This window comes from Brevibacillus centrosporus, assembly GCF_046622605.1.
Lineage (GTDB): Bacteria > Bacillota > Bacilli > Brevibacillales > Brevibacillaceae > Brevibacillus > Brevibacillus centrosporus.
On sequence record NZ_CP176856.1, the window covers coordinates 3,310,394 to 3,335,070 of the forward strand.

At 48.0% G+C, this 24,677-nt stretch carries 28 protein-coding genes and 2 tRNA genes; 9 read left to right on the forward strand and 21 right to left on the reverse strand.

The features are described 5' to 3' along the window. Positions 1-11: 11 nt before the first annotated feature. The 4 genes from hxlB to ACLIN2_RS16735 form a co-directional block, all read right to left on the reverse strand. Positions 12-581, reverse strand: coding sequence for a 6-phospho-3-hexuloisomerase (hxlB, locus tag ACLIN2_RS16720; RefSeq protein WP_328211541.1), 570 nt, complete (start codon positions 579-581; stop codon positions 12-14). Next, positions 571-1,527 carry a sugar kinase gene (locus ACLIN2_RS16725; RefSeq protein WP_411501619.1) on the reverse strand — a complete coding sequence of 319 codons (957 nt, stop codon included), beginning with the start codon at positions 1,525-1,527 and terminating at the stop codon, positions 571-573. The genes hxlB and ACLIN2_RS16725 overlap by 11 nt, the downstream gene beginning before the upstream one ends. Before the next feature lie 413 nt (positions 1,528-1,940). Continuing rightward, positions 1,941-3,203, reverse strand: coding sequence for an aminopeptidase P family protein (locus ACLIN2_RS16730; RefSeq protein WP_411501620.1), 1,263 nt, complete (start codon positions 3,201-3,203; stop codon positions 1,941-1,943). Positions 3,204-3,542: 339 nt separating this feature from the next. Next, positions 3,543-4,301, reverse strand: a complete 759-nt coding sequence (locus ACLIN2_RS16735) for an NUDIX hydrolase (protein WP_411501621.1) — start codon at positions 4,299-4,301, stop codon at positions 3,543-3,545. Positions 4,302-4,373: 72 nt separating this feature from the next. On the opposite strand from ACLIN2_RS16735, the gene ACLIN2_RS16740 reads away from it, so the two are divergent. Further along, positions 4,374-5,189, forward strand: a complete 816-nt coding sequence (locus tag ACLIN2_RS16740) for an alpha/beta fold hydrolase (RefSeq protein WP_411501622.1) — start codon at positions 4,374-4,376, stop codon at positions 5,187-5,189. 207 nt (positions 5,190-5,396) lie between these two features. Here ACLIN2_RS16740 and ACLIN2_RS16745 read toward each other — a convergent pair whose 3' ends face one another. After that, on the reverse strand, positions 5,397-6,536 hold the full coding sequence (locus ACLIN2_RS16745) for an NADH-dependent flavin oxidoreductase (protein ID WP_411501623.1): 1,140 nt from the start codon (positions 6,534-6,536) through the stop codon (positions 5,397-5,399). Between the two features lie 182 nt (positions 6,537-6,718). On the opposite strand from ACLIN2_RS16745, the gene ACLIN2_RS16750 reads away from it, so the two are divergent. Beyond that, entirely contained in the window at positions 6,719-6,943 is a 225-nt protein-coding gene (locus ACLIN2_RS16750; RefSeq protein ID WP_411501624.1) for a hypothetical protein, read from the forward strand. A gap of 17 nt (positions 6,944-6,960) precedes the next feature. Here the strand turns inward: ACLIN2_RS16750 and ACLIN2_RS16755 are convergent, their stop codons facing one another. Together ACLIN2_RS16755 and ACLIN2_RS16760 are read right to left on the reverse strand one after the other, a co-directional pair. Beyond that, positions 6,961-7,644 (reverse strand): SOS response-associated peptidase, encoded by a 684-nt coding sequence (locus tag ACLIN2_RS16755; protein ID WP_092266871.1) that lies wholly within the window; start codon positions 7,642-7,644, stop codon positions 6,961-6,963. Between the two features lie 381 nt (positions 7,645-8,025). Further along, positions 8,026-9,012 carry a bile acid:sodium symporter family protein gene (locus ACLIN2_RS16760; RefSeq protein WP_411501625.1) on the reverse strand — a complete coding sequence of 329 codons (987 nt, stop codon included), beginning with the start codon at positions 9,010-9,012 and terminating at the stop codon, positions 8,026-8,028. 183 nt (positions 9,013-9,195) lie between these two features. Between ACLIN2_RS16760 and ACLIN2_RS16765 the strand changes: the two genes are divergently transcribed. Next, positions 9,196-9,408, forward strand: coding sequence for a hypothetical protein (locus ACLIN2_RS16765; RefSeq protein WP_092266869.1), 213 nt, complete (start codon positions 9,196-9,198; stop codon positions 9,406-9,408). Between the two features lie 156 nt (positions 9,409-9,564). Here ACLIN2_RS16765 and ACLIN2_RS16770 read toward each other — a convergent pair whose 3' ends face one another. Together ACLIN2_RS16770 and ACLIN2_RS16775 are read right to left on the reverse strand one after the other, a co-directional pair. After that, positions 9,565-10,284 carry a YebC/PmpR family DNA-binding transcriptional regulator gene (locus ACLIN2_RS16770; protein ID WP_411501626.1) on the reverse strand — a complete coding sequence of 240 codons (720 nt, stop codon included), beginning with the start codon at positions 10,282-10,284 and terminating at the stop codon, positions 9,565-9,567. Positions 10,285-10,476: 192 nt separating this feature from the next. Then, a complete protein-coding gene (locus ACLIN2_RS16775; RefSeq protein WP_411501627.1) occupies positions 10,477-11,130 on the reverse strand; it encodes a YczE/YyaS/YitT family protein in 654 nt (217 codons plus the stop codon). A gap of 341 nt (positions 11,131-11,471) precedes the next feature. Here ACLIN2_RS16775 and ACLIN2_RS16780 point away from each other — a divergent pair, with 341 nt between their 5' ends. Beyond that, positions 11,472-11,816 carry a YkgJ family cysteine cluster protein gene (locus tag ACLIN2_RS16780; RefSeq protein WP_092266866.1) on the forward strand — a complete coding sequence of 115 codons (345 nt, stop codon included), beginning with the start codon at positions 11,472-11,474 and terminating at the stop codon, positions 11,814-11,816. Between the two features lie 139 nt (positions 11,817-11,955). Here ACLIN2_RS16780 and ACLIN2_RS16785 read toward each other — a convergent pair whose 3' ends face one another. Next, positions 11,956-12,342, reverse strand: coding sequence for a hypothetical protein (locus ACLIN2_RS16785; protein WP_411501628.1), 387 nt, complete (start codon positions 12,340-12,342; stop codon positions 11,956-11,958). A 247-nt stretch (positions 12,343-12,589) separates the two neighbouring features. On the opposite strand from ACLIN2_RS16785, the gene ACLIN2_RS16790 reads away from it, so the two are divergent. Then, a tRNA-Gly gene (locus ACLIN2_RS16790) sits at positions 12,590-12,663 on the forward strand. A gap of 176 nt (positions 12,664-12,839) precedes the next feature. Then, a complete protein-coding gene (locus ACLIN2_RS16795) occupies positions 12,840-13,118 on the forward strand; it encodes a hypothetical protein (protein WP_092266864.1) in 279 nt (92 codons plus the stop codon). A gap of 126 nt (positions 13,119-13,244) precedes the next feature. Here the strand turns inward: ACLIN2_RS16795 and ACLIN2_RS16800 are convergent. The 8 genes from ACLIN2_RS16800 to ACLIN2_RS16835 form a co-directional block, all read right to left on the reverse strand. Further along, positions 13,245-13,326, reverse strand: a tRNA-Leu gene (locus ACLIN2_RS16800). Between the two features lie 67 nt (positions 13,327-13,393). Continuing rightward, complete coding sequence (locus tag ACLIN2_RS16805; protein ID WP_411501629.1) at positions 13,394-13,696, reverse strand: hypothetical protein; 303 nt, start codon at positions 13,694-13,696, stop codon at positions 13,394-13,396. A gap of 96 nt (positions 13,697-13,792) precedes the next feature. Further along, positions 13,793-14,359 carry a thioredoxin family protein gene (locus ACLIN2_RS16810; protein WP_122959389.1) on the reverse strand — a complete coding sequence of 189 codons (567 nt, stop codon included), beginning with the start codon at positions 14,357-14,359 and terminating at the stop codon, positions 13,793-13,795. A gap of 85 nt (positions 14,360-14,444) precedes the next feature. Continuing rightward, the gene (locus ACLIN2_RS16815; protein ID WP_092266861.1) at positions 14,445-14,600 is read right to left on the reverse strand and encodes a YycC family protein; all 156 of its coding nucleotides are present in this window, start codon (positions 14,598-14,600) and stop codon (positions 14,445-14,447) included. Between the two features lie 162 nt (positions 14,601-14,762). Further along, a complete protein-coding gene (locus ACLIN2_RS16820; RefSeq protein ID WP_092266860.1) occupies positions 14,763-14,960 on the reverse strand; it encodes a hypothetical protein in 198 nt (65 codons plus the stop codon). A 121-nt stretch (positions 14,961-15,081) separates the two neighbouring features. Continuing rightward, positions 15,082-15,375, reverse strand: coding sequence for a DUF962 domain-containing protein (locus ACLIN2_RS16825; RefSeq protein WP_411501630.1), 294 nt, complete (start codon positions 15,373-15,375; stop codon positions 15,082-15,084). 125 nt (positions 15,376-15,500) lie between these two features. Then, complete coding sequence (locus ACLIN2_RS16830; protein ID WP_411501631.1) at positions 15,501-16,034, reverse strand: TlpA family protein disulfide reductase; 534 nt, start codon at positions 16,032-16,034, stop codon at positions 15,501-15,503. A 23-nt stretch (positions 16,035-16,057) separates the two neighbouring features. Next, the gene (locus tag ACLIN2_RS16835) at positions 16,058-16,768 is read right to left on the reverse strand and encodes a cytochrome c biogenesis CcdA family protein (protein ID WP_092266857.1); all 711 of its coding nucleotides are present in this window, start codon (positions 16,766-16,768) and stop codon (positions 16,058-16,060) included. A 276-nt stretch (positions 16,769-17,044) separates the two neighbouring features. Between ACLIN2_RS16835 and ACLIN2_RS16840 the strand changes: the two genes are divergently transcribed. After that, the gene (locus tag ACLIN2_RS16840) at positions 17,045-17,581 is read left to right on the forward strand and encodes a GNAT family N-acetyltransferase (RefSeq protein ID WP_411501632.1); all 537 of its coding nucleotides are present in this window, start codon (positions 17,045-17,047) and stop codon (positions 17,579-17,581) included. 134 nt (positions 17,582-17,715) lie between these two features. On the opposite strand, the gene ACLIN2_RS16845 is transcribed toward ACLIN2_RS16840, so the two are convergent. From ACLIN2_RS16845 to ACLIN2_RS16855, 3 genes are read right to left on the reverse strand one after another with little or no spacing between them, the layout of a single operon-like run. After that, positions 17,716-18,942, reverse strand: coding sequence for an efflux RND transporter periplasmic adaptor subunit (locus ACLIN2_RS16845; RefSeq protein WP_092266983.1), 1,227 nt, complete (start codon positions 18,940-18,942; stop codon positions 17,716-17,718). A 30-nt stretch (positions 18,943-18,972) separates the two neighbouring features. Then, positions 18,973-22,113: an efflux RND transporter permease subunit gene (locus ACLIN2_RS16850; RefSeq protein ID WP_092266855.1), complete on the reverse strand. Its 3,141-nt coding sequence runs from the start codon at positions 22,111-22,113 to the stop codon at positions 18,973-18,975. A 20-nt stretch (positions 22,114-22,133) separates the two neighbouring features. Further along, positions 22,134-22,520: a MarR family winged helix-turn-helix transcriptional regulator gene (locus tag ACLIN2_RS16855; protein WP_411501633.1), complete on the reverse strand. Its 387-nt coding sequence runs from the start codon at positions 22,518-22,520 to the stop codon at positions 22,134-22,136. Positions 22,521-22,738: 218 nt separating this feature from the next. Here ACLIN2_RS16855 and ACLIN2_RS16860 point away from each other — a divergent pair, with 218 nt between their 5' ends. Both ACLIN2_RS16860 and ACLIN2_RS16865 read left to right on the forward strand, forming a co-directional pair. Next, complete coding sequence (locus ACLIN2_RS16860; RefSeq protein ID WP_411504553.1) at positions 22,739-23,932, forward strand: sensor histidine kinase; 1,194 nt, start codon at positions 22,739-22,741, stop codon at positions 23,930-23,932. Continuing rightward, complete coding sequence (locus tag ACLIN2_RS16865) at positions 23,929-24,612, forward strand: response regulator (RefSeq protein ID WP_092266853.1); 684 nt, start codon at positions 23,929-23,931, stop codon at positions 24,610-24,612. The genes ACLIN2_RS16860 and ACLIN2_RS16865 overlap by 4 nt, the downstream gene beginning before the upstream one ends. Positions 24,613-24,677: the final 65 nt, after the last annotated feature.

The following is a 24,677-nucleotide window of genomic DNA, read 5'->3' on the forward strand; positions in this document are numbered from 1 at the left end:
TGGATTCACTCCTACTCCAGATTGGCATGCCTTGCCCTGAAAGATTCATTTGATTGTGTTTCTGTTAAACTATCGATGATCGCGGCATCCAGAAGCAAATGGGCGGCCTGATCAAACTGGTTGCCCAGCGGCTGTATGGTTGTCGGCTCATCAGCTAGACGATATTTTGTCGCAGCAGGTATGCGCAAAACTGCTGAACACCATGCAAGCTGTCGAACCGCTTCACTCGTGGTCACCACACAGACGAATGCTCCGGCAGCTGCGGCGGACTGAGCAATCTGGCTTGTCAGTGGTGTCTGTCCAGAGCCAGAGACGGCGATCAGCACATCATCGGCACCGATCGCAGGCGTCGTTGTTTCCCCGATGACAAACACGGACTTCCCGCTATGCATGAGGCGCATCGCAGCCATTTTCGCGACCAGACCGGAACGCCCTTCCCCTGTGAAGAAAAACCGCGACTCCCGCTTCAGGAGTGAAACAAATGTCTGATACTCTACTTGGCAACAGCCATTGAGTGCAGCTCCCACTTCTTTCAAGATCAACGGAATGGTCGTCACTTTCTCTCCCACCTTATCTTTCAATCACGGCTTCCTGACGGATAAAGGGAAAGACTTCTTCCAAATAAGGCAGCCCCTCATTGTCGCCAGACACTGTCGTAGCCAACGCTCCGACTCCATTGGCGAAGACCAGCCGCTCCTCGCAGGAATAGTCGTTTAGAAAAGCGTAGATGTAACCGGCATCAAAGCCATCTCCTGCCCCGACCGTGTCAACGGCCTCCACGGAAAACGCTTCTTTTTCATGCCAGGTTCCTTTCGTGTACAGCTTGGACCCGTTCGCGCCATCTTTGACGACGAGCTGATCGATCGCATATTTTTCTGCCAGGGAAACCAGTGCTTCTTCACTGTCCTCTCCCAGTATCAGACGAATCTCATCTCTGCCCGTCAGCAAAATATCGACGTACGGGAAGAGTTCAAAGTAGGCTTTTCGCGCCTCTTCAATCGTCCATAGCTTGAGACGGATGTTGGGATCGAATGAAATGGCAAGTCCTTTTTCCTTTGCAATCTGTACCACTCGCTTGACGATTTGCATATTTTGCGGGTCGATTGCCAGATAGACACCCGTAATGTGAACGAGATTGATTCCTTCAAACATGGAAGCCGTAATGTCTTCCGGCTTCATGGTCAAAATAGGGGATTGGTAACGGTAGTAGAACGTTTTTCCCGATCCGTCTTCACGAATTTCTTTAAAGTTCAGGGAAGTGGGATACCCTTCCACAAAATGAACGTCACTCATGTCGATCCCTTCGCCACGCGCGAAATGATCAATGACTCGTCCAAACTCATCTTTCCCCAGTCGGCTTACCCATTTCGAGCGCAAACCCAGCCTCGCACAGCCGATCGCAAAATTCAGCTCAGCGCCGCCTACCTTTCGCTCAAACTGCGATACAAATCGCAGCGGGCCCTTCACGGCCGGGTTCATCGTGATCATTGCGTCTCCCAGCGTGAACACACCAAAATTCGATGTCATTTTCTTTCCTCCTAACACCCTCTACCACGATGCAGAAACGATTTATACTGTCATAATCGGTACATTCCGAAGTGTACTAAATCGGTTTAGCGAACCGGTTTAGTGAAAGTATAATTGAAACCCTTTTCATTCGTCAACAAAAATTCGCAATATTATTTTAGTGTCTGACAAATTTCTGCTGAGCATTGGATTTATAAAGAAAACCCCAGACGAGTATCAATTCCTCGTTTGGGGCAGCTCTGTGCGATTCTCGTACAATAGTGTTGTCGAGTCTGTTGGAGTCTTTTGATGAACTTCTATTTCGCTGCTTTTGTACCAAGAAGCTTCTCTGTTGCATCCTCCGATATCAAGCGATTCGACACTCCTTATATGAAGCCCCTGGAAAATTACGAGAGACGGAACCGCAGCAACCGCTACTCTTTTTTCCCGATCAACCCTTCTACTTCTTCGATTTCCTTCGGGATCTCCGATGAAAGCACCTCGCAGCCTTCTGCTGTTACCAGCACATCATCTTCAATCCGAATCCCGATCGTTTCTTCCTCTATGTACAGACCAGGTTCAACCGTGATCACCATACCAGGCTGCAAGACAGCACTATAGTCCGAGATATCGTGCGTATCCAGTCCAAGGTGATGCGACACGCCGTGATAGTAGTATTTCGTCAGCTCCGAGCTCTCCCGGATGAGCCCGAGGCGCAGCAGGCCATCTGTTAAAACCTGCTTCGTGACTTCGTTTAATTGCTGGAGTGTGACACCCGGCTTCACGGCTTCGATGGTCTTGATTTCTGCTTCCAGCACGAGTTGATAGATTTCCTTCTGGCGTTCTGTAAAGCGACCATTTACGGGGAACGTCCGCGAAATATCAGCCGCATAGTAGTTGGAAGCTGCCCCGAGGTCGAGAAGGACCAAGTCACCATCTTCCGTTCGCTGGTCATTGTCTTCATAGTGCAGAACAGTGGCATTGAGTCCGCTTGCAATAATAGGCAAATAGGGAAGCTCACGAACACCGTGTGACTTCAACGTGAAATCGTAGTGCGCTTCCAGCTCATATTCCATAATTCCTGGACGTGAATGGGACCACATGCGTCGAATTGCCTCATCTGTGATCGCGATCGCACGCTTGATTTCTACGATCTCTGCCGGACTTTTCACCATACGCAGTTCTTTCAGCCATGGGCCAGCGTCTTGAATCTGTAGAGTTTGGTACTTCTTCTGCGCCTCTTCGGCAAAGCTTTCAACAGGGGTCAGCTCATCGCTCCACTGATCGCGGTACAGATCAAGATAGAGCGAACATTTGCCTTCGCAGCGTCTTACAAAGGTTCCAAATGACTGTAACCACTCATCCAGATAGTCAAAATGTTCGATACCAGACTGCTTCCTCGCTTCCTGATCCGAAAGAACGGCTCCTGTCCATTTCGCTTCCAGTTCATTGGGACGCTGCAGAAATAACGTCTCGGTCACGATGCCAGTGCGTTTTGTGATCATCAGAATGAGCTTGCTGCGCGCAATGCCGGTCAGATAATAAAAGCTGCGGTTCGGTGAAAACGGATATTTATCGTCACCGCTTCGTGTCTTGAGAACTCCTGAAAATAGGACAAGTGCACTGTGATCAGGCATTTTTTCCGCGAGTCTTTGACGGCGATTGACAAACTCTTTTGGATCTATCGTTAATGGCATCTGTTTTCTACTCCTTCGTTTGTGAGCTTTTTTTTAGCCTGATCCGGCGAAGCGCCGTACCTCAATATCCATAAACCGGAAAACGAAACAGACCAACAACATCCATATCTTTGGGTAGACCCTATTGCCTCCTCCTATATTCTGTATTTTAGGATGATTCTACCATTTTGAAAACGACTTTCTCGATATACCTTTACTGATTCGCTCTTCCAAAGAGTGCCCCATGTGTGCCCTCGCCAATTCCATTATGTTTAGCCAACACCCTTATGTTAAACGATCGTTTAAATTCACATGAAAGAGCGTCAGTGCAGAACCGTAACGATGATCCGAACTGACGCTTTATGACAGAATCTCGGGATGCTGCGTGAGCACCCAGTGAAGGAGTCGGAGATGCGGGAAAGGCTGCAGTCTGCCGTTTAATGGAAGATCTACTCGCAGAAGCGCTTTGCCTCCTGCATCCAGATACTGTCCGAGCGTGATTTCCTTTGAGAGAATGGTGGAAATCTCCTCTGGACTCAGAAGGAGCAACCCCTTTGTCTCATGAGCTGGGACGGGTTTGTCTTGCGATACAGCCAAGTAGATCGGTGTCATGTTGTGTCTGTTCAAATGTCTGCCAATCAAAATCGGGGCAACCCCCTCTTCCAGCCACGCGCCTTCAAATAAAGCTGGCGTGTCAGCCACTGCAGTCTCATACCAATAGGTTCTCGGCGGAGGAACTGGACTGACCTGCAAACTCGCTTCCTCATGAGCTTCACGCGCAGCGCATTGCCAACCTGTTTCCCTGCCTTCCCGATGGCCCCCCAGCCGGACGATGCCTAGTGCAGTTCCAGCTCGGTTCGGTCCGATTTGAAAAGGGAAGCGCCCTTGTACCCTGACATAAACACCAGCCGTCACGATGACTTCATTCGTTATTTTGAAATCACTCTCCCCCTTTCTTCCATCAAGACCTCGTCCATCGTTACGCCCATGCCGACCTATTTGCTGCCGAATATTGTTTACATATTCGTTGCCGCTTTTTTGTATGACTGAAAAATCCGCTTTCCTGAAAATCAGGAGTTGACGCCCAGGTTCCCCTGCGAAATGCCACTGAATTTTCACAGATGAACGCCCAAGTAAATGGTAGTATTTGGATGAGAGGGTATCACTTCTTCAGACGGAAGGGTGGTTTCGATGGCACAAGAAGGGTTTATTACCTGTCGCGGCGCTAAAATCTTTTACGAAATGGCGGGATCTGGCGAAACGATCGTCTTTCTACACGGTTTTCCTTTGGATAGCCGTATGTGGGAGCCGCAGATGGCTGTACTCTCGAGCCAATACCAGGTTCTTCGTTTTGACATGAGAGGAATGGGGCAGTCTGCCAACCCAGGCGGTTCCTATACGCTTTACGAAGATTTGCACGATTTGCTGCAGCAATTGAACATCTCGCGCGCTTCACTTGTTGGCGCCTCATTTGGCAGTTATGCCAGCATTGAATTTGCATTAGCCTATCCGGAATTGGTCGATCGATTCATCCTATTGTGTCCAGGGGGCTTTGTTCCCCCTTCTGATGAATGGCAACAAAAGCTTCAGGTGATGCAGGAGCAGCTCCAGAAGGGAAAGTTGGAGCAAGCGCTGGACATCACATTGCATATCACGCTGGATGGCTTCCATCAGCAAAGCGGGCGCGTCCAAAGCAGGCGCCAGTGGCTATCAGACATTTATCGAGATATTTACACCCGGCCAACCGTCACAGGAATGCCGACCTGGCTGGAGCCTGATCCGAGAAGTCGTTTGTCGGAAGTATCCGCCCCAACGCTTATCGTGTCAGGTGAGCTCGATCACGCAGACTTCCTCTTGACGGCAGAGAGCTTGGTCAATCAAATCCCTGATGTCCGTCAAATCTTTCTCAAAAATTCCGCTCACTTCCCGAATATCGACAGTCCGCAAGAAGTCAACGCGTTGATCCACAGCTTTATAAGCGGGTCGTTAGGGAGGACGAAAAAATAGACATTTTCGAAGGAAAGGGGGCGACTCGCTGGTCGTCCCCTGTTTCGTTTTTGCGGGATTGCCATCTCTCCACGCTCCCATATATCGGAAAATCACTGGCATCAGCGTATCATATACGCGCTATACTGCGAACCCTGAAAACTCGATAAACAAAACAAAAAAACAGGAACGCCCCAAGCGCGCACCAGTTCTCTCATCCACCTCTTTTTACTGCTTGTCCGCTTCTTGAACCACAGGAAACCAGCCCGGAGAATGAACAATCATTTTCCACAGCGGATCTGGAATCACGAGGCGCTCCTGATCGTCCTTGGTTAGAGTCGTGACGATCTCCTCTTCTTTTCCCGCCTGGATCTTCTCGACCCAATCCGGCTCCACGATGAATGCTCTTCCAATGGCAATCAGCGGGATATTGGCTGTCAGTGCTTTCACTGCGTCGTCTGCCGTGTTGATGCCACCAACACCAATGACGGCTACCTTGTCACCAACACGCTCTTGGAGAATTTCGATCCGAGACCGCGAATCATCCGTACCGCGGCGGGATACACTCCAAAATTCATTTACGGACAGATGCAAATAATCAAGCCCTTTGTCAGCCAAAGCATCTACCAAAACAAATGTCTCCGCCATGGTAATCCCAGGTGTCTCTGGTTCTTCTGGAGAAAAGCGATAGCCTACCACAAACGGCTCCTTTGCATGCTCGGCGACCACTTTGTTGATTTCATCCACCACAGCAAGAGGGAATGCGAGTCGTTTCTCCACACTTCCGCCCCAACGGTCTTCGCGTTGATTGGAGTGAGGAGAGAAGAATTGCTGAACCAAATACCCGTTTGCACCGTGAATTTCCACACCGTCGAAGCCTGCCTCGATCGCTCTGCGTGTCGCTTCGCCAAACCCTTTGATAATGTCGATAATCTCTTCTTCCTCGAGAGCACGAGGGACGACAGCGCCTTTCCGTTCACTTGCTATTGCGCTCGCACTGACCGGCTCTCCATTTGGCACTTCAGACGCAGGGCTTAATCGACCCCCATGAAAAATTTGCAAAATCGCTTTCGCACCTTTTTCCTGAATCCTGGTTGCCAATCGTTTTAATCCAGGTATGAAGGAGTCATCATCTACAGAAAACTGTCTCGCGTATCCTTTTCCATTTGGTGTCACATACGCGCACGCCGTAATCACCATCCCGGCGCCACCAGATCTTCTAGCGTAATACTCGAGCTCTTCGTCCGAGACCGTTCCATCTTCATTCGAAGAAATATGGGTCATTGGAGCGAGGACAATTCGATTTTTCAGCGTAACTCCGCTGTTTAATGTGACATTTTCAAATAGTGGGGCAAATTGAGCTTTCACGCGACTACCTCCTGTTGACTAGATAAGAAACAATTATATTGATTATAGTTACTTTCCTTTTTTCGGTCAACTTTCGTAGCATGAAAAGTACAGGCTTCATCATTAGTTAACGTAACCCTTATTATGTCTCGTTCCTTCTGGATGTCGGCTATGCTACAATATATAGAAAGGAGTGTGCGCCCATGAAATCTTCCAAATCATTTTATTATACGGTCGACCAGTCGATGGTGGATGAATACAAAAAAATGCTCGATCTCATGAAAATACCGTATGTGATCGAAACTCCTGTCGCCCTTTTGGCAAATGGAGCGAATCAGTATTCGTTCGTCTTCCCAAACATGCCTGGAAAGCTGTTTGCCATGGTCAGTAAACTATTCCAGGGAGATGCCCAGCCTTACCCCCAATAAGGGCATTTCCCCGTTCGCTATTCTTCCTCATGTAGACGTACTTCCCGAATGCAGTCTAGATGATCATTCTTCACATTTCCAACCGCTTTGCTTACAGGGTAGGCCTGCATCCACTCTGCCTTGTAGGGTATGAGCATGGATTGTAGATGCTGGTGGTCTTGATATTCGCGATCCAGCCAGATCGATTCGTCTTCTTCCCGCAGGATGACAGGCATACGCGGATGAATCGGCGCAACAACATCGTTTGGGGTTGTTGTAATGATTGTACAGGTATGTACTTTTTGTCCGTCCGGTTGCACCCACGTATCAAACAACCCAGCAAATGCAAACGGCTGTTCATCTTTCCGCATGATCCGCATGGGCTGCTTTCCTTGCTTCGTTTCCTTCCACTCATAAAAACTGTCGGCAGGAATGATGCATCGTTTTCTGCTCAGCAGCTTTTGAAAGGACGGCTTCTCCTGCAGGCTCTCCGCTCTTGCATTGATCCATTGAAACCCCTTTTTGTCATCCTTCGCCCAAGAAGGGATCAATCCCCAGCGCAGCTCCCCCATCCGCCTCTTCCCTTTCTCTGCGATGATAGCCAGAACCTGCTGTCCCGGTGCGATATTGTAGCGCATGCGATACTCCAGGTTTTGCATGTCCACTTGAAAACGTCTGACCATATTCTCAGGCGCAATTACCAAGGTAAAGCGTCCACACATAATATTCCCCCCTTTCCGTTCGATTCAAAGAAAATAGAGTTGGAGACTGAGCTTGTTCATTATTATCATGCCCGGTTTCATTAGGTATCCTTGCCGTTCTCATTCTCGGGACCACTCAAACAATTGTGTGTCAAGGTGTTTAAGCACTTCTTCACTCACTGTTCCACACCAGTATTCACCAAATGATTCCCATGTCCTGCCTTTCGTTTCACTAGTGACAGCGTTTCTGTGCCACACGCATGATTTTAGGCAAAAAAAGGACCCAGAAATGTTCTGGGTCAAAGATAGGAAGTGGAGAGAATGCATGCTATGTAATATATACTAACATAATAACGATAGGTGTCAATGAGTTTTTTGATTTTTATGTTAGTTTTTCTGACATTACATAGCCTTTTGATTTGTCGCTTCCACTCGCTTCTCCGTGTGCTCTTTTTCAACAAGAGAGAGGAATTTCCCAAAGGTTGAAGCCAACGTCTGTTGAAACAGCATGCCCAATACAACTGGCAGTGCGACCGGGGCAGGAAAATAAGCAATAGCCATAACGGCACCCGCACTTATGTTTCGCATCCCGGTATTGAAGGTCAATGTTACAATGATGTCACGTTTCCATCCAAATGCTCTCGAAACCCACCACCCCATCAAGTAACCCAAGATGGCTAACAACAGAACGACAGCAGCCAAGCCGATTAATTTTCCATCGATCTGCACCAGATAAGGTGACACGACAGACGCATTAATCGTAACGACAACACCCATTCCCAGCTTCGAAAACGGAGCGAGCTTAGGAGCCAACGTCTTTTTGATTTCACCACGCGTCAGCTGATTCAGGAGCATTCCCAATAGCGACGGGAACACAATCATCAAGAAAAGTCCTTGCATCATCGCACCTGCATCCATATCAACCTTGGCTCCGACCAGTAAAGCCATCCCCAAAGGTACAATCAATGGAGCCAGCATCGTATCCACCAAGATAATGGACAACGTCAGAGCAATATTCCCCATGTAGATAGAAGTCCATAAAAAGCTGGAGATCCCGGTAGGAATCACGGATGCCAATAGAAGCCCCGTCAAGACATGCACATCATCGGGATAAAATAAGAGTGCAGCGCCCCAACCCACAAAAGGCATGATTGCATGCAAAAGGAGCAAATTAACAACAAGCGGAAGTGGTCGCGCAAGAACTCGAGCGAATTCTCCAAACCCCGACCCCAGACTCCCCGAAAAAGTCATGAACGCAAACACCCAGGGAGACAGAAAAGAGAAAGGCTGCAAATGACTTCCCGTTAGCACGCCAATCACTACGCTGCAGGGTGTAAGCGCAGGCATGATTTTTTCCAGCAGCTTGTTTAGTTTGGCTAAATAGTCCACATTCGTTTCACTCCCAGCACATCCTTGTTACCTAGCAAACAAAGTTTTTCTAATGTGAGGTATGTTATCACGAACTTTCATTTTCAACAAGACTAAATGTCTTTTTTATCTGTTGCTACTGCTTGTAGTCTTGCATACATTCTCCAGCAGCTGTATAAACTACGATGGGAAAGGAGGAGTTTGATGAACGGGATGGATTGGGTAGAATTTATCCGAAAAACCGAAGATAAGATGTTTCATCTCCACCGAGCCATTGACGGGATCTGTAATGAATCAGAATACAAAGAGTCCGTTGCCGCTTTGACCGAGGTAGTCAGAGACTATCAGGTCCTGGTGGAAAAAGCGAAGGATGAATTGCGATCCGTAGATTTACGCCGTCACGACCATGAGCATTGATCATTACCAACACACATACGGACAAGCCCACCAGATAGGGAGACTTCCAGCATCGGAGGTCTCCTCTTGTTACGATAGAGAACCTTATCCTCTCATGACGTCCACTCGGAGCGCACATAAAAAACCCGAGCTGAGAGACTCGGGTTTTGGTCCAGATTACTCGCCTAAATCTACGTTGTGGTACACTTGCTGCACGTCGTCCAAATCTTCCAACGCGTCGATCAACTTTTCGAATTGTGCAACGGCATCCTCTGGCAGCGTAATCTCATTCTGCGCCAGCATGGACAGCTCTGCTACTGTAAATTCCGATACACCTGCAGCTTTTAGCGCTTCTTGTACAGCATGGAACTGATCCGGCTCGGCATAGACAATCACAGCGTTTTCTTCTTCGATAATGTCGCGAACATCCACATCCGCTTCCATCAAAATTTCCAAGACTTCTTCCGCTGTTTTTCCTTCTAAACCAATAACGGCAGTAGCATCGAACATATAGGCAACAGAACCTGTTACACCCATATTTCCACCGTTTTTGTTGAATGCAGCCCGCACTTCTGGGGCTGTACGGTTCACGTTGTTGGTGAGGGCGTCCACGATAATCATAGAGCCATTCGGTCCGAAGCCTTCATAACGCAGCTCGTCGTAAACCTCATCCGATCCACCTTTTGCTTTCTCAATCGCCCGGTCAATAATAGCTTTCGGTACGCTATATGTTTTGGCACGCTCAAGTACGACTTTTAATGCACGGTTCGATTCAGGATCAGGCTCGCCTTGCTTTGCAGCCACGTAGATCTCTTTTCCGAACTTTGCGTATACACGGCTGGTGCTAGCGTCTTTGGACGCCTTTTTTTCTTTAATATTGTTCCACTTACGACCCATTTTTCCCACTCTCTTTCGATAGCAAAGGATTTCTTTCCGTTCTACGTTCATCGACAAAAAGTGCGAATGATTTCCCGCACTCTTTCACAAGTCTATATTATAACTTATTTCTCTCTGTTTTATAAGGGTGATTCTTAAAAAAGGCTTGAAAAGAGAACCGCCATGAATGGTGCTCCATGGCGGTCCGATTTTTTATTTGGCTAACTGACTTTCGCTCCTGACGCTATTCAGCTTTGCCATCACGCGTTCCCACATGGGGATAAAGCGTTTAATCAAAGGGCCAATCGATAGCGCCGTTACCAAAGTACCGATAGAAACAGGACCTCCCAGCAAAAAACCTAGCAAAGTCACGGTGCATTCAATCCCGATCCTGATCCGGCCGACATCCCAGCCGGTTCGGTCGTGCAGCGCTAGCATAAAGCTGTCCCGCGGTCCTGCCCCCAGATGCGGTGAGATATACATTCCAGTCCCGAACGTGTAGATCAACAAGCCAGCCGCAAATAGAAAAATACGTTCACTGAGCGTCCCGCCGATCGGAATCCAATTCAGCCACATAAAAAGATCAATGAACAGCCCAAAGAAAAACATATTCAAAAACATTCCTACGCTAGGCTTTATTTTTCCAATCACATAAGAGGAGACGATGATCAACAAACCTACGATTTGCGACCACATCCCGATCGTTAAGCCAAACGTTTTCTGCAATCCAATATGAAGCGTATCCCATGGCGCTACTCCTAGATTAGCCTGGATCATCATCCCGATCCCAAAACCCATGATGGCCAATCCAAGCATAAATACCCCGTAGCGGACAATCAACGGATGAAACAAGCTCTTCCTACCCACTTACAGCCCTCCCCAGAATCGTGTTATTCGTCTTGGATTCGAGCAGTAGAGGGAGGGGCCAGCATCCAGCCGCGCAAATTTTCCAGCATCATCGCAAACTTCCTTTCCACCTTACCAGTATCTTCTGATCTGGTTTGCAGCCAGCTCTATGATCCGCAAATCACCTGGTGTTTCCTGTATAGATGGCCCCAGGCATCGGCATATCTTTCAACCCTAAAATAATTATTGACAAAATTTTTTAATTGTGTTATGATTAAATATTTTTTATTTACAAACACCCCTGCAGCTTCCATAATGTTCATTGAGAAAACCTTATGAATCATGAAAGGAGCTGGACAATCATGGAGACACTACCTTGCCAGGGCTGCAAAGGACTTTGCTGTGGTCCTGTTCCCATAACCGAACATGAGCTGAAAAAGATACAGAAAAAGCTCAAAAGCATGCCGCGAAAAATCCGGGAGAGCTTGGAAAAGCAGCAACGCTTATTTGGAACCTGTATTTTTTATGACATCGATAAAGATCAGTGCGGAATACACGCAGCACGCCCAGAAATCTGTCGAGATTTTGGGTATTACACAGACCTCGTTTGTTTTCGAAAACCAGAATTGGCAATGAGATCTCGTACTTTGCGAAAAGAAAAGCCCATCGGACACTTGAGCATCGATTTTACCTGGAAGGACTTTTGACTGCCTCTGCTTCCTTCTCCATCCTACCATGTTCAACTGCGTTATACCTACAAAAATTTATGTAATCTTGGAATGTTTGCGAATCATCGGAATCTGCCTGGATAGGCTGCCGAAACGTAATCGACAGCCTTCCCTTGCATCACTCTGTTATTTTATAGCGGTAGGCAGTTGATGCGGTTCCGCCTTTTTGATCACTTGCGGTCACGATGATCGTCACTTCTCCCGGCTTTTGAGCCATGACTTTCACCAGGCTCCCTTTCACTTCCACTTTTGCGACGGCCTCACTCTGAGATAAGGCAGAATAAATGAGTTCATCTCCGTCCGCGTCCGAAAAAACCTCGCTGACATCGATTTTATACTCAACCCAAGGAGAGATCGTCTCTACATCCGGCATTTTTTCCGTGAGAGCTGGGGCATGGTTGACAGCTTCTGATCCTCCGCTTGATTCCGTTTCCGCCACATCCCCAAACATGAAAAAGCCCGACACGGCTGCCACCATCACTTTTGAAAGCATCCACATATTCACGCGAGAATCACTCCTATTCGGACAGTTCATTCTTTGTTTCCTAAGGATACCATACTTCGAGGCGACTCCACATGGTGCGGATGATTTTCCTGATATTTACACTGACTTGCCATTCGCGTACCCTAATAATGGGCGCATTCCTAATCGAGTGAGCCCTTGTAAAAAACTACAGGATCAAGCAATCCACTAGACATCTTTGATTGAACGTTATATAATATTGTTAAATTAAAGCAAAAAAAAAACGTTTGCGGGTGTAGTTCAATGGTAGAACTCTAGCTTCCCAAGCTAGTAGCGTGGGTTCGATTCCCATCACCCGCTCCATCGGAAAAGTCTTGCGCAGCAAGGCTTTTTTCATTTTCTGCTAAAATGGAGCTGCTCCGTCAGGATATCCAGCTCATTCTCTAATTCCTACGAAAGAAAACGCCTACAAAGCTTGTTCTAATCCCATCACTCCTACATAAAAATGAAGTATCAGCCCTGTTGAAAGGAGTGAAATCATGACCCAACTCAACTCAGAATATCTCATGGAGCTGTACAAAAAGATTACGGAGATTCATGCCGCCTCGTTACAACTGAGTGCACAACAACCGCAAACGGAATTGATAACTGTCATTGATCATTTGTCGAGAGTAGCTGGGTTCCTCGTTGATCTGAGACTGCAGGAGCTAGAGAGTGGATCGATCGCCTCTGTCAATCCGACTGGCTATCTGGATAGCAAAATTGGCATTGCGAATACGGTGATGAAAAGGTATCAAGAAAATGTGCTAAGCTACTAATCCCTCTTCGGGGGGATTTTTGTTTGCGCGAATTTCGTCTGCAGAAAATGACAAATCAAAAAGCACACCTCCCAAGCGCTGTAAACACTTGAAGTGTGTGCTGTATCGTTCTCTTTATGGAAATAGTGGTGCCGGTGAAGGGACTTGAACCCCCACGGTTTCCCTCACGATTTTGAGTCGCGCGCGTCTGCCATTCCGCCACACCGGCATATCAATCTGTGTCTTCATACTAGCACAATTTTGATAGAAAATCAACGTTTGATTTTTCTCACCACTTACAGCTTCTCCAAAATTTCCTCAGCCCACTGATGAAAAACAGCCAATGCTTCTTCCACGGTTGGAAAAGAACGCTCTTCTTCACAAATAAATTCCGGAAAATCTGCAATGCGATTTTTCCGAATACGTACCCCGTCTGCCATGCACTGGATATCCAGGAAGTACGGTACAGACTCGTCAATGCCATAGCTGTTTTCCAAAAACTCATAGGTCCGTACCCATTCCAGAATACGTACTTCCGATGGCTTTAATCGCAGTACTTGCTCCAAGGACATAATCGTTTCATTACCGTAGTAGTGCATTTCATTCAACCTTTCTACATCTGATTCTCCATCGAACCGTGAAATCAAGCAAACAGGCGGAGAGGAACTCCGCCCGCCAAGAACGAAACCGTTACGTTAGATGGAAGAGAGAAGCTCTCGAAGCTCCTTCACGATGACAGCTTGGTATCCAGTACCTTCCCCGTATTGCTTGAGCATTTCTGCGCGCGCAGCCTTGAGGTTCTCCTCATACTCAGGCGCGTTGCGATCCGGGTTCTGCTCCTTAAACGCGATCATCACGTCTTGGACATGCTTCGGTCGCGGTCCCCATTTCGCAAGCACATGTCCACCCGTATCTGCGAAAAGAACCACTGGGATGGAGCGGCCGCCCATGGTCAAGAATTCATCCATGAGATCCAGATGCTCTTCCATAATAAAAATCTCTGTTGGAATTTCCGTTTCTTTCAAGGCTTCCAGCACCACCGGTATATTGCGAACAACGTCACCGCACCAGTCCGCCGCGATGATCAGACAACGAAGATCATCCCGATTGGCGAGCGAAGCAAAAAAAGCACGGTCTTCCTCACTCGGCCACGTAAACTCTGCCTTCCTGCTGAGAAAAGTATCCTGATTCTTGGTCATCCCATCGATAAAGGCTTGGGGTTTTATCCCGTTACGGAGCTTGTGAGACACGTTTGCTGCCATATGTATTCCTCCTCCATACTCTGTATCGTGTTTACGATTCTACAGCCCCCGCGAAAACTCCTGTCTTTCAAACAGCAGGAGCTGCTTACTCTTGGTTCTTCTCTTCCTCTTCTTGTTTGGCCAGCTCCAGCATTTTCTGCATCAAAATATGCTGGGGCATATGCATCAGCTGCTCCAACGGAACATTCAGTTTCTCAGCCAATTTCACGGCTGTTTCGGGCGATATTTGCAAGGGACGCACAAAATCACCCTCCTTTCATCTGCAAAATAGAAGTCTCTTCAGTATAGTACATGCCAGACGATCTTGCCATAGAACGCAGGCATTCGAGGGGAAAACGGTTCATGCTCCACGCGAAAAAACCCCTCGTCTCTGCTGGATGAAGGGTTCTCTCTTTACAACCGCCTATGTCTGCCGTTTCGTCAGGATGCACGGCACCCCGTATCCGATCTCGCCGGGCTGGGACATTTTCTCGAGATATGCTAACCCACGAGCACATTGCTGTTTGCACACCTGACAAGTAGAAGAAGTCACAATTTTCAAGTTTAGTTGATTTGGATGCTGCCTAGAGTTTTTCTTCTTGATTTTCTTTGCCTTAGCCATCTTCTCCCCTCCCTTAGCCCTAGATCACTCCAGTCTATGAAGGAGAACAACCCCATTCTTTAGGCAAAGACACAAAACGGGGCTCTTTCCACGAAAATAGGCAGAATGGTCGCATGCCGCGCTATTTTAATGGTTTTCCTAATAAAAAGCGTCCTAACCTCTTTAGGATCCACCACGGACCAATTAGGAGATAAACAGGATTCTTGAAAAAGGACGGAGGATTTCCTTCGAAGAAATGACCAACAAATTGAAATATCCAGCCAAGAATAAATAACACTGCTGCCCACTTCCCATTCCAGAAAAACAGCGGCAAGGAAACGACAATCATCGGAATACCAATCGCATGTGTCAGCTTGTTTACAGGGTGCTGATGATCACGATTGTAGCGCTCCAAAACCGAGATCTTATCTGCCATTACGACTACCTCCTTTTCCACATTTTAGCACGATTTTCACCGCACAGTGACATGTGATAGCCATCGTGGCAAAAGCAAAAAACGCTGCGCGGACACACAGCGTTTTGGGAGGTTCTCTCTATCGTTCACGGTTTTTCCTGGAGCAGCTTGCGCATTTCCAGCTCTAGCGTTGGTGCATCTATCATCCCGATAATCTTCTTTCGGACGATGCCATTGGTATCGATCACGTACGTAGTTGGAAACGCTTGAATCAGATATTGGTTGGAGACCGTTCCGGCCACATCCATGGGAATCGGAAACGTGAGCTTGTAGCTCTGCACAAACGCGGCTGCAGCCTCTGGACTGTCGTTGTTGGTTACATTGATGCCGTAAAATTCGATCTGGTTTTTGTATTTCTCGTAGAGCTTCTGCAAATCCGGCGCCTCCATACGGCAAGGACCGCACCAGGATGCCCAGAAATTTAGCACGACGGGCCTGTCCCTTTTTCCTTCAACTTTGTACACTTGATTATCCAGCCCAGTCAAAGAGAAATGAGGCGCTGCAAACCCTACTTCCGGCTTTTGCACCTCAGACACAACCGCGACGGACTCCTGAGGCTGCTGCCAGACCGCATAGCCGACGCCTACTGTAACCAGCATCGCCAACGCTATTTTGTTCATTACGTCACCTCTGCTTCATTCGATCAGAATCCCGTAAATCCACCGTACAGTTGAATGAGCACACGTGTAATATCCGTCATTTTATCGGTGTACAGCAGCACGCCAAACAAAATCATGATAGCCCCGCCCACCTTCATAAACTGATCGGAGTATTTGACGATCGCGCTTACTTTGCTGATAAAGAAAGTCATCACAAAAAACGGAATAGCAAAACCCAATGTATAAGCGAGTGTATACGACAAGGCACGAGAAGGATCCGTCACGCCCATGACAATAATCCCGGAAAGGATCGGTCCTACGCATGGCGTCCAACCAGCTGCGTAAGTCATTCCTACCAGTATGGACCCAGTATACCCCAATGGGCGCGATTTTAAATCAACTTTAAATGAGCGCATCATCCAATCCATTTTAAACACCTGAAGCATAATCAGTCCGATGACAACAAGCAAAATGCCGCCTAGCTGACGGATCAAGTCCTTTTGATTGACAAACAAACTGCCGATCCAGGAGGTCGATAACCCAAGCGCGATAAAAATAATGGAAAATCCGATGATGAAAAACAGCGTGTGCAAGAGCGCCTGTTTCTGAAAAACAGTCTTCCCCTTTTTCACTTCATCGACTGTAATCCCCGTTATGTATGATAAAAAGGAAGGATAAAGCGGCAGACAGCAAGGCGAGATAAAAGAAAGAAAGCCCGCGCCAAAGGCTAACAAAATGGAAAGATTTCCAGTCATACATACCTCCAAATTTGATTCATCCACTATCTACCTTATTGTAGCGAAACTTTCTTCATGTCAAAAGTGGGACCGACACTTTGTCTTAAATCCGTGACATTTTTGTTTACGTAATAAATATTATGTTTACTTATTTCTCTCACTTCTGCCACCCCATACTGTCGTTGACTTTACTTGTCCTTGTAATTACACTGAAATCACCGAAATGAGCGAATGTTGTTCGCGAAACCGATCGTTACGCTCGTTTCAATGGACTCAAAGAATAGGAGAAAATAAATGGATATCTTGATCAGACAAGAGCTCCCGGAAGAATATAACAAGACAGAAGAAGTAGTCGAGCGGGCTTTTCTAAACGAAGAATTTAGCGACAAAACAGAACATTTGCTGGTTTGCCGCATCCGAAAATCAGATGCATTCGTTCCTGAGCTTTCTTTAGTCGCTGTAACACAAGACAACGAGATTGTCGGACATATCCTTTTGTCCAAAATTCACATCATAGATGGTACTACCGTTGTCGCAAACTCATTGGCGCTTGCTCCCGTTTCGGTTGCTCCTAAGCTCCAGAATATAGGGATTGGCAGCCAATTAATCCGCAAAGCCCTGATCAAGGCTAAAGAGTTAGGCTACCAGTCAGTCATTGTTTTAGGGCATAAAGATTACTACCCGAGGTTTGGCTTTACACCAGCTAGCCTGTGGAAAGTAAAAGCTCCCTTTGATGTTCCTCCCGAATTCTTTATGGCCTTGGAATTAACGGAGAATGCTCTTGCAAATGCGCAAGGTGTCGTCCACTATTCAAAAGCTTTCACAGAATAACGAAGTGTAGGGAAAAAGGCTGTCCCCAAACGGACTGCCTTTTTTTCGTTCAACACTCCCCCACTGGACCGGAGCTCTTGATTTCTGTGCATACAAAAAAGAGACGAGCCTCGCCCGTCTCTTTCCTCTTTGCTTTACTTCTGAATGCTTACTTTGCTGCCATCTGTCAAAAGGGTTTGACCTTTGACTACAACCTGATCCCCTGCTGATACTCCAGACACGATCTCGATCGTATCGCTGGTAGAAGCACCGGTTGTTACCTCCACTTGTTTCGCTACATCGCCTTCCAGCTTGAATACGTACTGCTTGCCTTCACGCTCGAACACGGCTTTGCGAGAAACAATGAGGCTGGATTTTTGTTCACCGGAAGCATTCGGGAACGTGATATTGACTACCATATCGGATTTCAGCGCATTATCCGCATTGGGAATGGTCACCTCAACCGGATAAGCTTTCAACGCTGAATCCATCACCGGGCTGACCGCGGAAACTTTCGCATCAATGGTTTTTCCGGTGGACTGCACATTCACTTTTACTGCCGTACCGACTTTTACTTTCGTAATGTCAGTCTCGGACAGGTTGGCTTTTACCAGCAGCGGGTTCGTGTTGACGATAACCACAACGGGCTGTTGACCCGCCATCTGCCCAACTGCTCCGTTCACACTGGAGATAAAGCCATTGATTGGAGCTACTACCGTTGCATTCGCCAGCTGGTTACGTGCGTTTTGCAGACTGACAGACGATTGGTTCACCGAAGCCTCGGATACTTGTGTGCCCGTTTTCTGCTGCGCTGCCTGCAGGCTTTGCTGCGCGTTCGCATAGGATGTCTGTGCATTTGTCAGCTGGGTGTTTGCTTGCTCCAGCTGCTGCGAAGAAATCGCGCCCTGTGTAAACAGCTCCTGCATACGCTGCTGGTTCAGCTTGGCATCCGCCAAGGCTTGCTCCGCTTGCTTCAGTCCGTTTTTCGCTTGGACCAGTCCTTGGTCAGAGCTGCTATTGGTCTGTCTCAGGTTGGCCTGCGCCACACGATAAGCAGCTTCCGCCTGCTGAACGGCATTACTCAAGTCCTGCTCGTCAATTTTGAAGAGGACCTGACCTTTTGTCACGTATTGTCCCAGCTTTACCGGAAGTGACGAAATTTTCCCGCTGACTTTCGGTGTTACCTGCACTTCTTCACTTGGTGCCAGCTTGGCAGTCAGTCCAGCCTCTGAGCTCACTGTACCGGTCGTGACTTGCTCCACTTGCACCGGTGTTACGGACTCCGTCTTTTCTGTAGGTGTCTCTGCCGCTTGCGGGCTGGAACAACCTGCCACCAGACTGATGGCGAGCAAAGCTAGAATGACGGGTTTGTTGATTTTAATCATATATGTCCCTCCTTATCCCACAAACGTCTACACTTCCAGAGCGGGAGCGTTTTTGGCATTTTTCTTGGCTTCTTTTTTCGCTTTTTTCAGTGCGCGTTTTTCACGGCGCTTTTTCCCTCTATCATCGAACCACGAGGTAACTACTGGCACCAGTACGAGCGTAATTAGTGTCGAGAAGCTCAAACCGAAGATAACGGTAATCGCCATCGGTGCTTGCGTCTCTGTACCCGACCCACCTGCGAATGCCAACGGCCCAATTGCCAGAATCGTAGTCAATGTCGTCATCAAAATCGGACGCAGACGAATCGGACCTGCATGCAGGATAGCATCGCGAAGCTCCCAGCCTTGCGCACGCAATTGGTTGATGTAGTCGATCAATACAATCGCGTTGTTCACGACCAGACCAATCAGCAGGATGTAACCGATCAAGACAGATACGCTGATCGACGTGCCTGTTACCAGCAAGCCAAGCAGTACCCCTGTGACTGTAGGCGGCACGGAGAACATGATGATGAACGGGCTGTAAAGCGATTCAAACTGCGCTGCCATTACCATGTACAGCAATACTACGGACAAGACAATCGCAAGTGCCAAGCTGCCGAACGATTCAGCCATGTCTTGGCTTTGACCACCAAACTCCAGCTTGTAGCCGTCAGGGAGGTTCAGCTTATCCACTTTAGCTTGAATATCTTTGGAAACGGCGTTCAGGTCACGACCTGCCAAATCAGCGGTCACTTTCACTTCACGCGTCATGTTGGAACGATTAATGGTCAATGGTACATCGACTTTGCTGATCGTTGCCACAGACGAGAGCGCGACTTGTGCTCCGCCTGGTGCCGAAATGCGAAGATTGTTCAAGTAGTTAATATCTTCCTGATAATTTTCAGGCAACTGCAGCTTCACATCAATCTCGTCGTCACCTGTACGATATTTCGTAACTGTCTGTCCTTGGAAAGAAGTACGAACAGTGGAAAGAATTTGGCCGGTTGTCAAACCGTACAGGCTCGCTTTCTCGGCGTCTACCTTCACTTCAAACTCTTGACGGGACTCTTCCAAGCTCGTCGTTACGTTATTCGTACCTTGTACACTTTCTACTTCGCCTTTCACAATGCCACTAATGTCTTTCAAAACTTCCAGATCATCCCCGCGAACGGTCAATTCGATTGGCGATCCAGTTGACATTCCTTCTGCAGCACTTACCGTAATTTCCGGACCTGCAATCGACTTGAGCTTCTTCGTCAAATCAATCACGATATCATCCGACGAACGCTGACGCTTTGTTACATCCACCAGCTTCAAGGTAATGGTCGCCTGGTTAGAGGACAAGGTACTTGCGAGCGGTGAGCCGCTGCTACCGATCGATACCCCAACGATGTCCTTTTCAGGCACCTGGTTCACGATTTCTTCCACTTGTTTCGTGACTTTTTCTGTCTCAGCCAGCACGGTACCGTTCGGCATCTTGATGGAGACAGATACTTGCCCCTGGTCCATGCTCGGAATAAATTCAGCACCGATCAAAGGCGTCAGAGCCAGGGAGCCCACCATCATGATGATTGCTGCGGCGATAACCGTTTTACGGCGGCCCAAAGCCCAACCGAGCAATTTGGCATAAGCTTTCTCTACTTTATGGAACCCGATGTTAAACCAGATAACCGGGTTGATCCCTTTGTAATTCTTGCGTTCGGTATGCTCAGGCACCTTTTTCAAAATGCGGGAGCTCAGCATTGGTACGAGCAGAATCGAGAACACGAGTGCTGCGATGTGAGAGAATACCACCGTCAGAGCAAGTGGTCCAAACAATTCCGCTGCGATCCCTTCCGTCAAAGCGATCGGCAAGAATACGCAAATCTGTGCCAAAGCGGAAGCCATAACGGCTGTTCCCACTTCTTTGGAACCGACCAGTGCCGCTTCCATCATGCCTTTCCCTTTTTCGCGTTGTCGGAAAATATTTTCCAACATAACGACCGCGAAGTCAATCAAGGACCCGAGACCCAGTGTCAAACCGGAAAGAGAAATCAAGTTGATCGTCTGCCCCGTCATGTACATGAGCAGGAAGGTCGCTACGATCGAAACAGGCAGTACGATGATCGCGATGATCATAGACTGGAAGCTTCCCAAGAAGAAGAACAGCAAGATAATCCCGACAAGTCCACCCAGCAGGGCGTGTTCAGCGGTTGTGTAAATAGAATCTTTGATGTAAGTAGATGTATCCATCGTTGTTGTTACTTGTATGTTTTCAGGCAAATCCTTTTTGATTTGCTCCATCTCTTTGATTACGGCATCGGCTACTTCAATCGTGTTGCCGCCGGATGCTTTCGTAATCGAGATGCCCAAGCTTGGTTTCCCATTTACATAGCTCAGCTGTGTGACGTCTTCGGTCGTATCGTTCACCTGTGCGATATCACTTAAGCGAATAGAACCGCCACTTCCTACGGATATCGGCGTCAGAGCGATCTGCTCGACATTGGCAAATTCACCTTGTACCCGAATGTTAAGTTTTCCATCCCCTTCACGGACAGCCCCTGCCGAACCGGACAAGTTGCTGCTGCCGAGAGATTGCTGAATCTGATCAAGCGTCAAGCCATAGGCAGAAAGCTTGGCTGGATCTACGATGACGTCAATGACGCGGTCTTGACCACCGTTGATTGCTGCAGAAGCTACACCGTCAATCCGTTCCAAACGGGACTGGATCAAATCCTCTGCCATGTCCTTCAGTTTGTTTACATCCGCATCACCCGTTACCGCAAATTGAATAATCGGTTGAGAGTTCGGATCAATCCGAAGTACACGTGGAGCATGTGCGGAATCAGGCAAGGCTCCTCGAACCTGATCCACCTTTTCCCTCATATCCAGGGTCGCTTGGTCCAAATCCGTACCCCAGTTGAACATCAAAATAACCTGCGATGCACCCTCAATCGAAACGGATGAAATACTATCCAGGTCAGAAACCGTTCCGAGGGCATTCTCTATCGGCTTCGTTACGAGCTTCTCTACCTCGCTCGGCGAACCACCGTCTACGGACGTTACGACGACCGCTACCGGGAAGTTCAGCTCTGGCATCAAATCAATTGCCAGGCGGGGTAAGGACACGAAGCCAAAAATAAGCATGGCCACCGTCAACATGATCATCGTAACGGGGCGTTTAATCGATAGCTCTGACAGATTCAATTTTACTCACCTCTTTTAATTCAGCTAGTCAGTTTCTTTTTTGGTGAAAATAAATCTTGCAATGCATGAAGAGATGAGATTGTCTGAGGATCTTCCATCTCGGCCCGTTCCTGCTCGGTTACCCGCTCAGTCAAGGCGACCCACACGATTCTCCGATCACTCTTATCCCGATACCTCCTCACCAGCTCTTCCTGCTCGAGCCTGTTTATCAGTCCGGAAGCTGTACTGTATGAAAGATCGACAGCCTTGCTAATGTCTCCCATCGTCCTCGGACCCTTTTCAATCTGCTCCAGGATGAGCACCTGTTGCCATGTCACATCGCCGGTATCCAGTTCCTTCTTCGAAATCGATGAAAACAAGGCACTCGCTTCCCGCAGAAGCTTTGCCAACTGAATCAACTCTTTCATGAAAGCCTCCCCTTGCGTTGACTGCATCACTATAGACTCTACACTACCTTGTGAGTGTATTTACCCATTTCATTCTACCTGCAGACCCAGGGAGTGAAGTCTACCAGTTGGATGATTTCCAGGTGTACAGTGTCTATCTAGAGATAGATGACAGCCCATGCTAGAATGAAACTAAGCGAAAAACCCGACAGAGAAAGAAGGACGTCTCTTTGTTGCGAATGAGTCTAAAAGCGATCCAAAAGCGTTTGTTGATCATCTGGTTTTCAGTTCTCATCATTTTGTCTTTACTTCCGAATTCATTCATGCGGGAAACACCCATTCAATTTTACACTACTATGGTACTATTCTTTTTCTATATCGTCTTGTTCTGGGTGTCTAAAAAGAACTGGAAGCCTTACCAAATTGAGCTAGTTACCATCCTTCTCGGGTCCATGTCACTGATCAAGAGTGTTTTTATCGGTGGAGAAGGCTTTGGCATGATGCTGCCACTTGCTGTGTTTATCGGTTTTCATATTGAAGGAAAACGCTCACTGGCCTATGCCACTTTTTTCGGCGTCTGCACGACCCTGTCTTTGTATTTCGAAGACATCTTGCAGCTTGCGCACATCGTACCGTTCATTTTGACCTACATCGGCTGCTATATCGGTGCACGGGGCTACCGCATCCAGGATACTGCCTATAAAACCAATCAGCTGCATTTGGAAGAATTGCAGCAGGCGCACGCGGAGCTGCAGGAAGCACATGAACAGCTGCAAGAAGCTGCCCTCCATACCATGCAAGTCGCCGTTCTAGAGGAGAGGACCCGCATCGCACGGGACATCCACGACGCCCTCGGGCACAGTCTGACGTCCCTCATCGTGCAGCTTCATGCGGTCAAGTACATGCTGCAGGAAGGACCTCCCCAGGCACAGGAAGCCATACGGAATATGCTTGGTGTCGCCAAGCAAAGTCTGGAGGAAATCCGCTCCTCTGTGCACACACTTGCAGTGGATAAAACCTCGCTGGGTCTGACCCCGCTTCGTGCCATGCTCTCACAAGCAGAAAAGCATACCGGTGTAAAAATGGAGCTGGTTACGGACAAACTTGACATCACCTTGTCTCAGGAGATCACGATCACGATTTACCGCATCCTGCAGGAAGCGGTTACAAACACATTGCGCCATTCCGACGCCAAGCATATCGAGGTAGTGGTTGAAAATCGCGGTCAGCATCTCTGGTTCAGCATCCGCGACGACGGCAGCATCACACCGAATAAAGCGGTAAAACCAGGCTTCGGACTGCACGGCATCCAGGAACGGTTGACAAAGCTAAATGGACGATTCCGCTATTTTGTCCGGACTCCACACGGATTTCAAATTGATGTAGAAATACCGCTGGATACACCCCCACAAGAAGGGAGCATACGCAGATGACAGATACACATCATCAAGAGAAAATTCGCGTCGTTCTGGTAGATGACCAAACGATGATTCGCCAGGGACTCGGCTACGTCATCCAGATGCAACCGGATATGGAAGTAATCGGAGAAGCTTCTGATGGCGACGAAGCGGTCGCGCTGGTGGGTGAGCTCAATCCCGATGTCGTTTTGATGGATGTGCAGATGCCCAACAAGTCCGGGATCGATGCTACTAGAGAAATTATGCTCCTCCACCCCACGTTAAAGGTGCTGATTTTGACGACCTTTGACAATCATAACTACGTAGTGGACGGCATCCGCGCTGGTGCTGTCGGCTATATGCTAAAAGACGCGGATTCTCAAGAAATGCTGGATCTGATCAGGCGCGCCCATCAGGGAGAGGCCCTGTTTCACACCGTAACGGCTGCAAAGGCACTTGCGGAGGTCCTGCAAACACAGCAGCCAGCACCTGATACTACCCCGCAAGCCTCTTACCTGTTGGATGAGCTGACGGATCGGGAGCTGGACGTCCTGCAGCAGATTGCATACGGTTATCGAAACGACCAAATTGCACAGAATCTGTTCATTTCAGAAGGAACCGTGAAGACCCATGTCCATCGCATTTTGCAGAAAATGGGTGTAGAAGACCGCACGCAAGCGGTTGCCATGGCTCTTCGCCAGCAACTGGTCAAATAACAAGCGAATTTCTTTTCATCGATTCACAGGAAAAAAGACGGAGGAAGCATCCGTCTTTTTTTGCA

What these genes read in the sequence shown, in the direction of transcription:
- ACLIN2_RS16725 (WP_411501619.1), bottom strand. Translation starts at nt 1,527, where the DNA reads ATGACATCGAATTTTGGTGTGTTCACGCTGGGAGACGCAATGATCACG.
- ACLIN2_RS16730 (WP_411501620.1), bottom strand. Translation starts at nt 3,203, where the DNA reads ATGCCATTAACGATAGATCCAAAAGAGTTTGTCAATCGCCGTCAAAGA.
- ACLIN2_RS16740 (WP_411501622.1), top strand. Translation starts at nt 4,374, where the DNA reads ATGGCACAAGAAGGGTTTATTACCTGTCGCGGCGCTAAAATCTTTTAC.
- ACLIN2_RS16750 (WP_411501624.1), top strand. Translation starts at nt 6,719, where the DNA reads ATGAAATCTTCCAAATCATTTTATTATACGGTCGACCAGTCGATGGTG.
- ACLIN2_RS16755 (WP_092266871.1), bottom strand. Translation starts at nt 7,644, where the DNA reads ATGTGTGGACGCTTTACCTTGGTAATTGCGCCTGAGAATATGGTCAGA.
- ACLIN2_RS16765 (WP_092266869.1), top strand. Translation starts at nt 9,196, where the DNA reads ATGAACGGGATGGATTGGGTAGAATTTATCCGAAAAACCGAAGATAAG.
- ACLIN2_RS16770 (WP_411501626.1), bottom strand. Translation starts at nt 10,284, where the DNA reads ATGGGTCGTAAGTGGAACAATATTAAAGAAAAAAAGGCGTCCAAAGAC.
- ACLIN2_RS16780 (WP_092266866.1), top strand. Translation starts at nt 11,472, where the DNA reads ATGGAGACACTACCTTGCCAGGGCTGCAAAGGACTTTGCTGTGGTCCT.
- ACLIN2_RS16795 (WP_092266864.1), top strand. Translation starts at nt 12,840, where the DNA reads ATGACCCAACTCAACTCAGAATATCTCATGGAGCTGTACAAAAAGATT.
- ACLIN2_RS16805 (WP_411501629.1), bottom strand. Translation starts at nt 13,696, where the DNA reads ATGCACTACTACGGTAATGAAACGATTATGTCCTTGGAGCAAGTACTG.
- ACLIN2_RS16810 (WP_122959389.1), bottom strand. Translation starts at nt 14,359, where the DNA reads ATGGCAGCAAACGTGTCTCACAAGCTCCGTAACGGGATAAAACCCCAA.
- ACLIN2_RS16820 (WP_092266860.1), bottom strand. Translation starts at nt 14,960, where the DNA reads ATGGCTAAGGCAAAGAAAATCAAGAAGAAAAACTCTAGGCAGCATCCA.
- ACLIN2_RS16825 (WP_411501630.1), bottom strand. Translation starts at nt 15,375, where the DNA reads ATGGCAGATAAGATCTCGGTTTTGGAGCGCTACAATCGTGATCATCAG.
- ACLIN2_RS16830 (WP_411501631.1), bottom strand. Translation starts at nt 16,034, where the DNA reads ATGAACAAAATAGCGTTGGCGATGCTGGTTACAGTAGGCGTCGGCTAT.
- ACLIN2_RS16835 (WP_092266857.1), bottom strand. Translation starts at nt 16,768, where the DNA reads ATGACTGGAAATCTTTCCATTTTGTTAGCCTTTGGCGCGGGCTTTCTT.
- ACLIN2_RS16840 (WP_411501632.1), top strand. Translation starts at nt 17,045, where the DNA reads ATGGATATCTTGATCAGACAAGAGCTCCCGGAAGAATATAACAAGACA.
- ACLIN2_RS16855 (WP_411501633.1), bottom strand. Translation starts at nt 22,520, where the DNA reads ATGAAAGAGTTGATTCAGTTGGCAAAGCTTCTGCGGGAAGCGAGTGCC.
- ACLIN2_RS16860 (WP_411504553.1), top strand. Translation starts at nt 22,739, where the DNA reads ATGAGTCTAAAAGCGATCCAAAAGCGTTTGTTGATCATCTGGTTTTCA.
- ACLIN2_RS16865 (WP_092266853.1), top strand. Translation starts at nt 23,929, where the DNA reads ATGACAGATACACATCATCAAGAGAAAATTCGCGTCGTTCTGGTAGAT.